This is a genomic window from Pedobacter roseus, from assembly GCF_014395225.1.
GTDB lineage: Bacteria > Bacteroidota > Bacteroidia > Sphingobacteriales > Sphingobacteriaceae > Pedobacter > Pedobacter roseus.
Genome location: NZ_CP060723.1, coordinates 1,159,127 through 1,173,711, shown reverse-complemented (window position 1 = coordinate 1,173,711; position 14,585 = coordinate 1,159,127). Strand labels below are relative to the sequence as shown.

The window sequence follows — 14,585 nt, the reverse complement described above, 5'->3', positions numbered from 1 at the left end:
ATCCATTAATTTATCTGTACATGAATTTTGATTATAATACTACGCGTAGCCATTTAATTTTATCGGAATATGGCCGCAACGTACAAAATATGGTGAAGTATATTTGCGAATTACCAACCATTGAAGAACGTAATAAATATGCCCAGGCGGTAATCGACCTGATGGGATTTTTGCAACCACATTTGCGTGATGTTGCCGATTTTAAGCATAAACTTTGGGATCACCTGCACATTATTTCTGGCTACCAGATCGATGTAGACAGCCCTTATCCAAAGCCTTTGATCGAGAATGCCTACATCAAACCAGAACCATTAGCTTATCCTCAGCAACGCATTACCTATAAACATTATGGTAAAACAGTTGAAAACCTGATCGAAAAAGCCATGCGTGAGGAAGATGCCGAAATTAAAAAGGCAATGGTGCAGAGCATCGCAAACTTTATGAAAATGGCTTATGTTACCTGGAATAAGGACAATGTAAGTGACGACACCATCATTAAAGACCTAAAATACCTTTCTGGCGGATTATTATCGCTTGATGAAGGTGTTAACCTTGCTAAAGTTGAATTTAGGGCTCAAAATCCGCGTCAAAATAATAACAACAACAATAACCGCGGCAGAAGTAACAACAATAATAACAACGGTAAAAACCGTCAGAATAATAACAACAACAATAATCGTCAGCGCAACAATAATAAACCCAAATATTAATGGTGAAGGGTAGAAGTGAAAAGTAAAAGATAAAAAGCCATCAACGCATAATCTGATTCCTTGATTCTCGACACTCGATTCTCAATACTTGATACTTGATACTCGATTATCAATACTTGATACTTAATCCCCAATACTAAATACAAAAAACATGAACGCATTTGAAATAACAGGCGGAATTAAATTAAAAGGCGAAATCACTCCCCAAGGTGCCAAAAACGAAGCTTTACAGATTTTATCTGCAGTATTGCTTACCGAAGAAAAAGTAACCATCAGCAATATCCCTGATATTAAAGATGTAAATAAACTGATCGAGTTATTGGGCGATTTGGGCGTTACTGTTGAACGCATTAATAAAGACACCTATACCTTCGAAGCTAAAAACATCGATTTAAATTTCTTCGAATCTGATACATTTAAAGCTAAGGGTGGTGGTTTGCGTGGTTCAATCATGATTGTAGGACCGTTGTTGGCTCGTTTTGGTAAAGCAGCAATTCCTAAACCCGGCGGTGATAAAATCGGCCGCAGAAGATTGGATACGCACTTTATCGGTTTTGAAAAGTTAGGTGCCAAATTTGTTTACGATAGCAAAAAAGCCTTTTTCAATGTTGATGCTACCAATTTACAAGGTGCTTATATTTTGTTAGATGAAGCATCGGTAACCGGAACCGCAAATATTGTAATGGCAGCTGTTTTGGCAAAAGGTACCACCACCATTTATAATGCAGCCTGCGAACCTTATCTGCAGCAGCTTTGTAAAATGCTTAACCGCATGGGCGCCAAAATTTCAGGCATTGGTTCTAACTTATTAACCATCGAAGGTGTTACCGTTTTAGGTGGAACTGAACACAGAATGTTGCCAGATATGATCGAGATTGGTTCTTTCATCGGTATGGCTGCAATGACGGAATCAGAGATCACTATCAAAAATGTTTGTTATGATGAGCTTGGCGTAATTCCAGAAGTTTTCAGAAAGTTGGGTATTAAATTAGAGCGCCGTGGTGATGATATTTATGTTCCTTCTCAAAAACATTACGAAATCGATACTTTTATCGATGGATCTATTTTAACCATTGCCGATTCTCCATGGCCAGGTTTTACTCCTGATTTATTGAGTATCGTTTTGGTTGTGGCTACACAGGCAAAAGGAAATGTACTTATTCACCAAAAAATGTTCGAAAGCCGTTTATTCTTTGTGGATAAATTAATCGATATGGGTGCTCAGATTATCCTTTGCGATCCGCACCGTGCAACGGTTAACGGTATTGATAAAAAATACAAATTACGCGGAATCAGCATGACTTCTCCTGATATCAGGGCTGGAGTTTCATTATTGATTGCTGCTCTATCTGCAGAAGGTAAATCGACTATTTATAACATCGAACAGATCGAGCGTGGTTATCAGGATATCGATACCCGTTTACGTGCCTTAGGTGCGCAGATTAAGCGTGTAAACGCTGATGCGCCCAGTCATTAAAAAGGTGGAAGGCAGAAGGTTTAAGGCTTAGGGCTTAACATAAAACCCAAAGCAGAAACAACATACAGAAAAACGCCCCGGTAAAAAATTACCGGGGCGTTTTTTATTTTATTCCTTTTCTGGTCTGTGTCTCCGCATACCGAAATTATTTTACTAGCCGAATAGTTATAAAACAAAATGCCTGAGTAATAATATATTAGATTTTTTTAGCTTTTCATAACAAAATATACCAATGGTATTGTCAATAAAACACCAATAATTAATGGAATCCAGATTGGCTTAGCTCTGTATTTAGTATCTTTTCCTATGCTTTTATTCCAAAATAGCTGATACATTATCGTAACACCTACTGCATTAATAATTAGAGAAATTCCCAATGATGGATGTGGAATGAATTGAGCCAAATTCATTTGACCAAACGTAAATAACAATCCGAACAATATTGGCCAACCCCATTTTTTTCGGGCGTTTTTTAGATTAATTGCCATCATTACCGAGCCAAAAAGTACCGAAAAAAGAATTGAAAATATATAAATTGCCTTTTGAGAATAGTATTCAGGTGCATCGGCATCCTCAACAATATTTTTCTGCCAGCCCTTTATACTATCATAATTTCTATTTTCCTTTAACCTGATTTTCTCTTCTAACTGCTCATCAATATCTTCCGGTAAGGTTACATTCCTATTTTTTAATTCAGCTAAGGCAGTTTTCACTGCCTCAACAGAATGTTTGTCTACATGATCGATATAATATTTTAGTTGATCATCGGTTTTATCAGATAAGATTTCTTTGAGCGTTGCCATGTTATTTTTAATAAGAGAGGCCGCAAGTTACTAACTTACGGCCTTTCGAAAAATTATATTAAAGAATTTTATAGAGATAACTGGATCAGTATATTTTCTTTTAACCGGATCCAAGTTACTGGCTAGCTATAAAGATCCCGAACAAGTTCAGGAGGATGATTACGTAAATTACCCCATTTTCCATCTTACATCATCCATCTTACATACTCTACCCTGATATCGCGTTAATAATATCGTACTGCGTAATGATTTCAATCTTACCGGTTTCATCTTCCACTAAAACTGCTGAATTTTCTTTATTGATTAATGAAGAAATTTTATCAATCGAAGTATTTAAGTCAACAAAAGGGAAGGTGGCCGTCATGATTTCAGAAATTGGCGCAGATTTTAAGCCTGGATTTTCCAATAAAGCGCTTAAAATATCACTTTCAGCGATTTTACCCACAATCATACCCTGTTGAGTAACCGGAATTTGTGAGATATTCATTGATTTAACGGTGTTAATGGCTTCAAGGACTGATTTTTGCGCATCTAATGTCACGATTTCAGTACTTTCTTTCTTGGCGAGGATTGATTTAGCCGTTAATTTCTCATCCTGTAAAAATCCGCGTTCGCGCAACCAGTCTTCGTTATACATTTTACCCATGTATCGGCTTCCGTGATCGTGGAATATTACCACGACTACATCTTCGGGCTTTAATTTATCTTTTAGCTGGATTAAACCACCAATTGCCGCACCTGCTGAGTTACCTACAAAAATCCCTTCTTTACGGGCAATATCACGCGTCATTAATGCAGCATCTTTATCAGTCACTTTTTCGAACAGATCGATGACATCAAAATTTACGTTTGCTGGCAAAAAATCCTCGCCAATCCCCTCGGTGATGTAAGGGTAAATTTCATCCTTGTCAAATATGCCTGTTTCTTTATATTTCTTGAAAACTGAACCATAAGTATCAATTCCCCAGATTTTAATATTTGGATTTTTCTCTTTTAAGTATTTTCCCGTTCCCGAAATGGTACCACCGGTGCCTACTCCAACCACTAAGTGTGTGATTTTACCCTCAGTCTGTTCCCAAATTTCAGGACCAGTTTGCTCGTAATGTGCCTGTGAGTTAGCTAGATTATCGTATTGATTAGGTTTCCAAGAATTTGGCACTTCGCGCTCTAAACGTGATGATACAGAATAATACGAACGTGGATCTTCAGGCTCTACGTTTGTAGGACAAACAATTACTTCTGCACCAAAAGCACGCAAAGCATCAACTTTTTCTTTTGATTGTTTATCAGTTGTGGTAAAAATACATTTATAGCCTTTAATAATGGCTGCCATAGCCAAACCCATTCCTGTATTTCCTGATGTTCCTTCAATAATAGTTCCGCCTGGTTTTAACTTACCGCTTTTCTCTGCATCTTCAATCATTTTAACCGCCATACGGTCTTTAATTGAGTTGCCTGGATTAGTCGTCTCTATTTTCGCCAGGATTGTCCCCGGAACACCTTTTGTAATCGTATTCAATTTTACCAGCGGCGTATTGCCAATGGTTTCTAAAATATTATTGTACCACATCTTGCAAAATTAAGCAAAGGCATTAAGTATTTTACAAACTATATTTTATTTGAAACAAAATTTCGAAAATTAAATTTTAAAAGAATTTAATTGCATAATCTATAATAATGATAGGCATTATAGATTGATTATTGGGCAAAATGCAATTTCGAAAGCAGGTTCGTCATTTCGACTGGAGTGTAACGGAATAGAGAAATCTAATGTCTGGTCACCATTACGCCAATTTATAAATCTTCCCGGGCAGCGAAACAATGATTCCCTGCATTTCTAAAGTAAGAATAACAATAGACAATTTACTCTGCTGGATATTGAGCTCGATACAAAGCTCATCAATAGAAAGTTGGCCATTTTGCAAAGCCTTTACTACTTTTTCTTCATTAGGCGTTAAACTTAATTGCAAAGTAATCTGCGAATCTTTTTTCTTCTCTTTTACTTCATCATCCCAGCCTAAATAATAAATCAGATCATGCGGATTGTTGATTAAACCTGCTCTATTGGTTTTGATCAGAAAATTACAGCCTTCCGAAAAAACATCATTTGTCCTACCCGGAAAAGCATATACATCCTTGTTGTAAGAATTGGCTATTTCGGCAGTAATTAATGCGCCCCCTTTTATAGAGGCTTCAACTACAATAGTAGCATCCGCAACACCCGCAATGATTCGATTCCGCTGTGGAAAATTTGGCCGGTCGGGGTTGGTTAAAATCGGGAACTCGGTTAACAAACCACCATTTAAAACCATTTTCTGAGCAGTGGCTTTATGGATTTTGGGATATAAGCGATCTAAGCCATGTCCGAGCACCCCAACAGTAGGAATATTATTGGCCAAACATTCTTTATGAGTGGTTACATCAATGCCGTAAGCAAGTCCGCTTACAATAAGCACATCATAAGGCGCTAAAATTTCGCAAAGTTCTTTACAGAGGTTCTTTCCATAATTGGTAGCATTTCTGGTCCCCACTATACTGATGATGCGCTTATGGTTTAAATCGGCCGTACCTTTTGCATACAGCAGAATTGGCGAATCGAAACAGTTTTTTAATCCTTTGGGATATTTTTCATCCGAAAAGAACAATACTTCTATTCCATGTTTTTCAACAAAATCCAACTCCTGCTGCGCCCTTATTAAAGCATCGGTACCACGGATGGCTTCTATAGTTTTTTCACCTACGCCCGGAACCTGCAGAAGCTGCTTTTTTGATGCCGAAAATATATTTTCGGCATTTCCACAATAAGCAAGAAGATTTTTGGCCGTTACAGGGCCAATTGATTTAATAAAGGTTAAGGCAATTTTGTGTAGCGTGCTCATTTTTTATAAGGTTAAATAAATGCGGGATGATTTATTTCCTTAAAGCAAGCCTAAAAATCGATGTCAATTAAACTTTTCAGTGGAATATGGATGTTGTTTTTGAGTTGTAAATATTTTTCGGTAACAGACCAAACAGTGGTATCAACGCGTTTTGGACCAATGGTGGTATTAAATGTAATAACAGCTTTCGATTTAAATTCGTTACCAAGCCGCTGCGCTTCATCAAGTTTTGATTTTAGTTCAACGGTGTGGTCTTCTTTTGCATTGATGATGTTTAAATAACTGATGTGTTCCTTTTCTACAATTTCTATTGGCATGGTGTCTCTTTAACGATTAATGTTAAACAAGCTTATCAATTTTTTAGAAAAAATGCAACTCTTATTTATTCATTTATTGTAAATTAATACATTAAAAAAGGCCGGTTTTGAACTACAAAACCGGCCTTTTATGTGTAAAATCTGTTAACTACTTAAATTTCAGCGCCCTGGTTTCAACCATTCCTTTAAATTCATGGTCAAGTTTTTCGTTTGCGGCATCTATCTGAACCCTTGTAGCACCTGAGGTACTGCTTAAGTTATTATCTTTTGCAAGTGCCGTAAAGTTATTGTTTGCAGAATAGTATAAAGCCTGTGCCAACATTCTTTCTTCAGGATCTCCAAAGTCTTTGCTTAAATCATCTGCAACATCTTTATTAACCGTCATACCAGAAAAATAATCGCCCTGATCTAATTGATTTTTAGTCTGGAACTGTGGAATATATAAGTCGTTTTTATCAATCCTGATAGAGAAAAAGCCAACAGGTTTGCCATAAGTGGTTTTTCCAATCAATTTAACATCCATAATAGGTTTTAAATTATTGATCAATAATTCACTCGCAGAAGCCGTACCACTGGTAACTAGAAAATAAACTCTTGTTAAACCATTTAAAGTACCTCGTTTTGCAAAACTTTCCTGATTACCCGCTGCCAATGTTGGTTTATACGATACATCAGCATAAGAGTAAAGCCTGGTTACACCATCGTTGCCTTTGGCATAAAATTTTTGGTTTTGTAAAATGGTTGCAGCCCCATCCTGCATGGTTTTGGTCCAATAGGTGGTGTACATTACTTTTCCGTTTTGCGAAGGAGGTGCAATTAAATTTGTAAACGTTTCGGACGTAGAAACCGAACCACCGCCATTATACCTTAAATCTACAACAAGTTCGGTTACACCATCTGTTGTAAATTTTGCAAAAGCAGCATCCAAAGCAGGAACTGCATTTGTGGTAAAACTGTTAAATACAATATAACCTATTTTTTTCGCACCAACTGTGTAAGTATTGGTATATAAAACAGGATTTATAGTGTAAGTAGACCTGTTAATTACAATATCCTGCGTGCCCCCACCCGGTTTTACAACTGTTAACGAAATAGATGGATTATCTCCAAATATTGATGTGTTTAAATTGGCAATATCGCTACTGCTCGCTCTGGAAGTTCCACCACCATTAACCTTGGTAATCTGGTAGCCACGTTTTAATCCCTGCACATCAGCCGGAGAACCTGGATAAACATACTTCACTCTTAACAGATCTGAAGCATCAAAATTGGCAGAGAAGCCATAATCGCCACCTACCCCACCAAGCTGACTGGCAACGCTTCCATCATCAATAAAAGAATATTTATCCTTTCCGCCTGTGCTGGGCAAAGCTTTAATGGCATTTAAAACAGCATTATTCGAAGTATATTGCCTCGGATTAAAAGAAGTATAAGCTGGCATCCCTACATTCCAAAAGTAAGTTTGCTGTGCATACAGGTAAATCGAATCTTTAGTTAACTCTTCCCTGGTTCCCGAAGCACCTTGCGGAACAGCATTGGCATCAGTATCGTTCGCTGATTTTTTACACGATACGGTAAACCCAACCACAACAAGCAAAGCATATAAAAATGCGTTTTGCGAAGTCAATCTTTTAAGCATATTTATTTGTAAATTTCTAGTGACACAATATACGGCAAATTAATTAATTTAGATTGTTGTGCATCAAAATTATTTGCACCAACAACTAACGCCTGATTAGCCGATAAATTGTTGTTGTTTAGTATGTTCTGAAAAATTTCTGCTTTAGACTGTCCAAGTTCTTCGGTAAAGTAAACGGTAAGGTATTGCTCTAATCCGTTCCACTCTGTTTGCTTAATTTTATTAAGTTGTTGCTCCGGATTACCAGCCGTTACAATAAAGATTTGTTTCCGGTTTACCACCAGCTCCTGCATAAACTCAAGCAAGTTTTTAAAGAGCAGCAATTTAAGCGGCAAACGGGCATTTAAATGCAGGAGATCGAAATTGTATTTATATTTTTCATCAATCCCAAATTGCTTCGCCGTTTTTTCGAAAAGCCCATCTGTTCCGTTATTTTCATATTCAGCCTGCATAAAGCTGATGATTGGCTGAGCTTGTTTTTGTTCGGTATATTCTATAAACTGTGCAAAAAGGTAATAGACTTGCAACAGATAATCCTTTTCGGGGAAAAGTACATCATCTAACTCAAAAATAACAGCTTGTTTGTCTGCAACGTATTGATATGCGTCCATATTAAATTGTAAAAAGTTTTAGGTCATTAGTTTGGTTATAGCCAAATACCCCGTTAAATGATGAGGAAAGTTTCTGCGAAACAGCATTTTCCTCACTCGAATAAATGCAATCGCCATGGATGTATACCGCAAAATTTTGGAACGACTGTTTATCTTCAGCTATATAATCTGCAATTACATCAGCATCTGGCAGCAATACCTGAATACCATACTCACCAAAAAGCACGGCAGATTTAGCTAAAGGTTCAATTTCAAAATCATGTAAAGGGATGATGCAATCTATCGCTTCAGTAATGCAAAAGTTGAGCAAAATGTGGGCTATGCTATCTTTATTTAACAAACATAGTGAAGAAAAAGCATATTTTTCTGTAATGATGCCCGGCACATCGCCATAATCGGCCAGTAGAACGAAGTGGCTTGGGAATGCTTTCATCAGTTTTAAAGCTTTCGCATTGTTTCCGCCGGTAATGAGTATTTTCAAGATTTAATTATTGAATGAATAAATTAGTGAATGAGTTTTTTTTAATGAGCGTGTTTTGAATGAGAGTATGGTTGAATGCTTGTATGTTCTTCCTAAAATCATGCAATCCTTTAATCCTAGACAATTAATCCATCTTTCATGCTTACCACCCTGTCGCTTGTTTTTGCCAGGTGCTCGTTATGCGTAACAATTACAAAAGTCTGGTTGAAATTATCACGCAGGCTAACAAATAATTGATGCAGTCCGGCCGCATTTTCAGAGTCTAAATTCCCTGAAGGTTCATCGGCCAGTATAATGGATGGGTTATTGATCAAAGCCCTTGCAATGGCCACACGCTGTTGCTCGCCGCCAGACAATTGATTGGGTTTGTGTTGTGCCCTATCTTTCAGACCAAAAAGATCCAAAAGTTCTAAAGCTCTTGTTTCAGCTTGTTTTTTATTTGTTTTCGCGATAAATGCAGGGATGCATATATTTTCGATCGCACTAAATTCAGGTAATAAATGGTGAAACTGAAATACAAAACCAATATTCTGGTTTCTGAAAGCACTTAACAGGTCGCCGCTCAGTTTATTAATTACCGTACCTTTTAATTCTACAGCGCCGTCGTCTGGTTTATCCAATGTACCCAAAATATGCAGTAATGTACTTTTTCCGGCACCGGATGGGCCAATGATACTTACAATCTCCCCTTTTTGTACCTCAAAATTTACACCTTTTAATATTTGCAGATTTCCGTACGATTTTCTTATTCCAGTGGCTTTTAGCATGGTTCAAATTTAGTAAAATGGTTTGTTAGTTCAATAGTTCATTAACTGATGGTTTATTGGTTCATTAGTCATTGGTCATTGGTCATTGGTTCATAGTTGATGGCTTAATAGTTCATTGCCAAATAGTTTAACTAGCGATAGTTCATTGGGCAATTAGCATAGTTTATTGATGATTGTTTATTAACTCTATTATTTATCAACGTTTGCCTAAACACCCAGGCAATCAACTATTAACCATATAACCATGAACCACTCTCCCATCAACCAACTACTAACCACCCTACCACTAACCAATAAAAGATAAAAAAGATTTGCAGATATCAATTTTCTGTTTAACTTTGAAAAACAAAGCACTTTTAAAATGATCAATCAGGAAGAACAATTAAATGCCTTAAAAGATATCAGACAAATGATGGACAGGTCATCGAGATTTATTTCTTTGAGTGGCTTATCAGGTGTGTTTGCTGGTGTAATTGCTTTAATAGGTGCTTATTTTGCAAATGATGAAATTAATAAGTTTATCAATAAACGTGGTTATGGTTATGGCGTTGATGGTGAAATGGACCTGGAATTTAACCTGATCAAGCTTGGCGTTTTCGTATTGATTATCGCTTTGGCAGGCGGAATTTTATTTACTTATCGAAAAAGTCAGAAAAATAACCTTCCTATTTGGGATAAGACTTCAAAATCACTTTTAATTAACTTGTTTGTTCCCTTAGCCGCCGGCGGTCTGTTCATTATCGCTTTATTGATCAATCATCCAAACACTTATAGCATTATTGCGCCCAGTTGCTTAATTTTTTATGGTTTGGCGCTTATTAATGCAAGCAAATATACATATAGTGATATCCGGTACCTGGGTTTTTGTGAGGTAATCCTTGGCTTAGTCTGTATGTTTTACATTGGTTATGGTTTAATTTTCTGGGCTTTTGGTTTTGGTGTTCTACATATTGTTTATGGTCTTTTAATGTATTTTAAATATGAGAGAGGTTAGTAAGCATGAAAAACCCGATAGCAGATTTAAATAAAATATTCGATAGCCGGATCAGGCTTGGTGTAATGTCTATGCTCATAGTGAACAATGAAATTGGTTTTAACGACTTGAAACAAATGCTCGAATTAACGGACGGTAACCTGGCCTCGCATCTGAATACCTTAGAACAGGCCGAATTTATTAAAGTACATAAAGGTTTTATCGGCAGAAAAACCAGTACGACCTACTCTATTACCGCTTTGGGTAAACAAGCCTTTAAGGCGCACCTGGATGCACTTGAAAAAATGATAAAAAAGCTATAAACTATTTTTTTTGACTATTCACTTTGAAAAACAAAGCGCTTTTAAAAATGAAATCATTAGAACTTTTACTTATTAAAATTGGAAAGAAAACCACACTGGTATCTTTTATAGGAGGAACTACCCTATTTATTAGCTTTTGTCTTTTCAGGACCCAATTTCTGATTCCTTTTGGCATGATATACATTGCTATTGCTGTTTTAGTCAATTTATTTGTAATGCTTGCCCTGATTATTTCATGTTTCCTTTACACATCAAACAGGACATCCTCCATATCGACCATATTACTTCAACTTGTTAATATTCCTATTGCCATTATGTACTTTTTAATTATAACCACAATCACACTTTAAAATGAAAAATAAATCAAACCTCTTGCTATTTTCTGCCTTGTTGGGCGGTCTGCTATTTACCTTTTTGTTTTGGAAAGAGCGCTTAGCCCTTAATTTGCTCATTTATAGCATTTACCTGTTGATCGTTACTTTTATCAACCCAGATGTAGTGAAAAGCACCAAACTCAAAATTTATGGGCTGGCGCACTTACTGGCAGCAGTGCTGGTAGTTGTTAATAATTCGGATTTATCAGTGGTTACTTATTACATCAGCTTATTGATATTTATCGGCTTTGCCCATAATCAACAGCTCAGAACAGTTTTTACCGCCTTTGCCGCAGTAATATTACAGCTGGTTACTGTTCCTTTTAATGCGATACAACAATTAAGTATGGTTAGCGTAGGTAGTTTTAAACTAAAGCCCTTATTTACCTTGATCAAATATCTGTTTATTCCGGTGATCATCGTAACTATATTTGCCTGTTTATATGCCGCGGCCAGTAATGTTTTTGCTCATTACGCGGAGGAAACGCTCACCTACATTGGAAATTTCTTCCAAAATATACTTCATTTCTTTTTCAAGGATTTAAGTATCGAACGCATTATGCATTTCTGTTTTGGCTTGGTTTTAACAAGCGGTTTATTGCTGGCATTTTTTGATAAAAGCCTCGAAAGAGCAGAGTTGAAATGTAAAGAACAATTGGTACGGATCAGAAGAAGCTTAGGTCAGAAAACAATATGGTACCATATCGTACAAACATTCACCGGCAACTTGTTAACAAGAAAAATGGCATTAAAAACAGAGTACATCGTGGGTATCATTTCGTTCACCGCGCTTAACCTGCTATTGCTGATGTTAAATGCCATCGATATTACCACACTTTGGTTTGGCTATGAACCTTCAGGCAATTTCTCGGGAGAACTGCACCAGGGCACAAATTCATTGATATTTAGCATTGTAATGGCCATGGCAGTAATTCTCTATTATTTTAGAGGGAACTTAAACTTTTACCATAAAAGCAAAACGCTAAGGCTATTAGCCTATACCTGGATTGTTCAGAATTTTATCCTGATCATATCGGTATACATTCGTGATGGTTATTATATCGAATTTCATGGTTTAACCCATAAACGAATTGGCGTACTGGTATTTGCCACCCTTTGTATCATTGGTTTGGCAACGGTTTATTTCAAGGTGGCCAAACAGAAAACCATATTCTATCTTTTCAAGGTAAATGGAAATATCTGGTTTGTGCTGTTGTTGACTTTTACCCTTATTAATTGGGATGTTTTAATTGCAAAATATAATCTGACACACGAGACATCGATTGCTTTAGATGCTGATTACCTGCTTTCTTTATCAGAAAAAACACTGCCAATATTGGATAAAAACCGCAAGACCTTATTATCGCATTCTTTCATTCCAAAAGGGGAAATAATTGTAAGCTCAACAAACGATCAGATCTTAACCCGTCTCGATAACAGAATTGAATATTTCAAAGAGCGTTACAAAACAACAAGCTGGTTATCATGGAACTTACAGGACTGGAATACGGCTGAGTATTTTGGATTGAATAAATAAAAGCAAAATGGATAAAAGATATAAAATAATGGCCATGGCTTTGGCATTAATTTCATTAGCCTGGTTCATTTTAGACTGTACTGTTCACAAAATTTTCAATCTACACATCGACTGAATTATAAGCTAATTAACTAATATCATGAAAACACAAACCTCAGCATATTGGACCAATCATTTCTTAAATAACAGCAAAATCAATAGGATTGATTGGACACTTAAGCCGGAAATTTCGGATTCAGAAAAACAAAATATCCTAAAATCGCTACAGGCCTGGCAGCTTGGCGAAACATCAGAAGGAAAGCATTTAATTAATGCTTCGAACAAATATGCAAAGGCCATCAACGATGAAGAGTACCTGAATGCTGTTAAACTTTTTATTAAAGAAGAGCAAAAACATGGCAATAACTTAGGAAAATACCTCGATCTAATTGGAGAACAGAGAATTAAAAAAGATTGGGGAGATAGCTTATTCCGGAAGATAAGATACTTTAATACAAATATGGAGCTTTGGACAATTGCCGTAATCACGGTTGAGAGTACAGCTCAAATATTTTATCAGGCATTAAAAGATGCGACAAATTGCACTTTGTTAAAACAGATCTGTACCGATATCTTAATTGATGAAGCTTCACACATTACTTTTCAAAAAGAACGTCTGTACATTATTTTTAGCCAAAAAAATTCTTTTTCAAAGTGGATTTCCTATCATGCCTATTCTTGCTTTTTCATCTGCACGAGTTTGGTAGTTTGGTTAGCTCACAAAAAATTATTTAAAACGGGTAAGCTTAACTTTTACAGCTTCATCAGTAAAATGAGGCTTAAACTTAAAAAAGTAGCGGGCAAAACTGTTTTATTCGAACACGAAAAAGTTTTTAATCCAAAAATCTTAATAAAACAAAACTCGTATAATTAACCTCTCCACAACTTCAACTTCGGTTGGATTTTTTTCTCCTGATGCAAATTGTATCGGGAGAATTAAAACTTAATTATTAATCAGTAAATTACATAAAATCATGAAAATTCAAGAAACATTGAGTTCAGGCAAATTAAGAATCATTGTTATTTTAACAATAACAGCAACAATATTGGCCATTCCTTTAATTGCGATGCAATTTACCAACGAGGTAAAATGGAATTTAACCGATTTTGCTACAGCAGGCGCTTTATTGCTCAGTACGGGTTTGGCCATCGAACTGGTGATCAGAAATTTAAAAACAGGCACATTAAGAACGATCATACTGGTTGCTATTTTACTGGCCCTGTTTTTAATTTGGGCCGAACTGGCTGTGGGCATCTTCGGAACGCCCTTTGCAGGAAGTTAAAGAACACTATTAACCGTTTTGTTCCTGCAGATTTAAGATAATTAGCGCAGAGGAAATATATGTTTTGCATTTACAGGAACCAAATTATTTTTAAGCCTGATCCGATAGCTACAGGATGCAGCGGTAAGCCCGGAGCGTAGTGAGGACTTACAGCGGAAAGCAGGGCGGGCCGCCAGCCGCCACAAAGAACCGCTCCCTTACTTTCAAATAAAAATTCTCTGCGCCTATCTGTGAAATCAGCGGGACACCATAAACCAGCACACATTACATGCACTAATTTCCCGATTAACATAAAACGTTCATTTTCTGAAAAAATCGGCAAATGCTATTTGTTTAAAGGGTTTGAAATTGTAGCTTTGGGCAAATTTTGTA

15 protein-coding genes are annotated in these 14,585 nt (G+C 36.5%); 7 read left to right on the top strand and 8 right to left on the bottom strand.

The features are described 5' to 3' along the window. Positions 1-20 precede the first annotated feature (20 nt). Both H9L23_RS05300 and murA read left to right on the top strand, forming a co-directional pair. A complete protein-coding gene (locus H9L23_RS05300) occupies positions 21-710 on the top strand; it encodes a DUF4290 domain-containing protein (protein ID WP_025142933.1) in 690 nt (229 codons plus the stop codon). A 151-nt stretch (positions 711-861) separates the two neighbouring features. Next, on the top strand, positions 862-2,187 hold the full coding sequence (gene murA, locus H9L23_RS05295) for a UDP-N-acetylglucosamine 1-carboxyvinyltransferase (protein WP_187593993.1): 1,326 nt from the start codon (positions 862-864) through the stop codon (positions 2,185-2,187). Positions 2,188-2,393: 206 nt separating this feature from the next. On the opposite strand, the gene H9L23_RS05290 is transcribed toward murA, so the two are convergent. From H9L23_RS05290 to H9L23_RS05255, 8 genes are all read right to left on the bottom strand, one after another. Beyond that, on the bottom strand, positions 2,394-2,990 hold the full coding sequence (locus H9L23_RS05290) for a hypothetical protein (RefSeq protein WP_187593992.1): 597 nt from the start codon (positions 2,988-2,990) through the stop codon (positions 2,394-2,396). Positions 2,991-3,198: 208 nt separating this feature from the next. Continuing rightward, positions 3,199-4,560: a pyridoxal-phosphate dependent enzyme gene (locus tag H9L23_RS05285; RefSeq protein WP_187593991.1), complete on the bottom strand. Its 1,362-nt coding sequence runs from the start codon at positions 4,558-4,560 to the stop codon at positions 3,199-3,201. Positions 4,561-4,774: 214 nt separating this feature from the next. Continuing rightward, positions 4,775-5,869, bottom strand: a complete 1,095-nt coding sequence (gene dprA / locus H9L23_RS05280; protein ID WP_187593990.1) for a DNA-processing protein DprA — start codon at positions 5,867-5,869, stop codon at positions 4,775-4,777. Between the two features lie 50 nt (positions 5,870-5,919). Continuing rightward, positions 5,920-6,186, bottom strand: coding sequence for a hypothetical protein (locus tag H9L23_RS05275; protein WP_187593989.1), 267 nt, complete (start codon positions 6,184-6,186; stop codon positions 5,920-5,922). A gap of 148 nt (positions 6,187-6,334) precedes the next feature. Then, positions 6,335-7,825, bottom strand: coding sequence for a S41 family peptidase (locus H9L23_RS05270; RefSeq protein WP_187593988.1), 1,491 nt, complete (start codon positions 7,823-7,825; stop codon positions 6,335-6,337). A 2-nt stretch (positions 7,826-7,827) separates the two neighbouring features. Next, entirely contained in the window at positions 7,828-8,436 is a 609-nt protein-coding gene (locus tag H9L23_RS05265) for an HAD family hydrolase (RefSeq protein ID WP_187593987.1), read from the bottom strand. 1 nt (position 8,437) lies between these two features. Then, a complete protein-coding gene (locus H9L23_RS05260; RefSeq protein ID WP_187593986.1) occupies positions 8,438-8,917 on the bottom strand; it encodes an ATP-grasp domain-containing protein in 480 nt (159 codons plus the stop codon). Positions 8,918-9,033: 116 nt separating this feature from the next. Beyond that, a complete protein-coding gene (locus tag H9L23_RS05255) occupies positions 9,034-9,684 on the bottom strand; it encodes an ABC transporter ATP-binding protein (RefSeq protein WP_187593985.1) in 651 nt (216 codons plus the stop codon). Between the two features lie 361 nt (positions 9,685-10,045). Between H9L23_RS05255 and H9L23_RS05250 the strand changes: the two genes are divergently transcribed. The 5 genes from H9L23_RS05250 to H9L23_RS05230 all read left to right on the top strand — a co-directional run bounded on the left by H9L23_RS05250 (position 10,046) and on the right by H9L23_RS05230 (position 14,213). Then, entirely contained in the window at positions 10,046-10,678 is a 633-nt protein-coding gene (locus tag H9L23_RS05250) for a hypothetical protein (protein ID WP_187593984.1), read from the top strand. A 5-nt stretch (positions 10,679-10,683) separates the two neighbouring features. Then, the gene (locus tag H9L23_RS05245; RefSeq protein ID WP_187593983.1) at positions 10,684-10,980 is read left to right on the top strand and encodes a winged helix-turn-helix domain-containing protein; all 297 of its coding nucleotides are present in this window, start codon (positions 10,684-10,686) and stop codon (positions 10,978-10,980) included. 351 nt (positions 10,981-11,331) lie between these two features. Further along, positions 11,332-12,891: a DUF4153 domain-containing protein gene (locus tag H9L23_RS05240; protein ID WP_187593982.1), complete on the top strand. Its 1,560-nt coding sequence runs from the start codon at positions 11,332-11,334 to the stop codon at positions 12,889-12,891. A 139-nt stretch (positions 12,892-13,030) separates the two neighbouring features. Beyond that, positions 13,031-13,804, top strand: a complete 774-nt coding sequence (locus tag H9L23_RS05235) for a ferritin-like domain-containing protein (protein ID WP_187593981.1) — start codon at positions 13,031-13,033, stop codon at positions 13,802-13,804. A gap of 100 nt (positions 13,805-13,904) precedes the next feature. Beyond that, positions 13,905-14,213, top strand: coding sequence for a hypothetical protein (locus H9L23_RS05230; RefSeq protein ID WP_187593980.1), 309 nt, complete (start codon positions 13,905-13,907; stop codon positions 14,211-14,213). Positions 14,214-14,585: the final 372 nt, after the last annotated feature.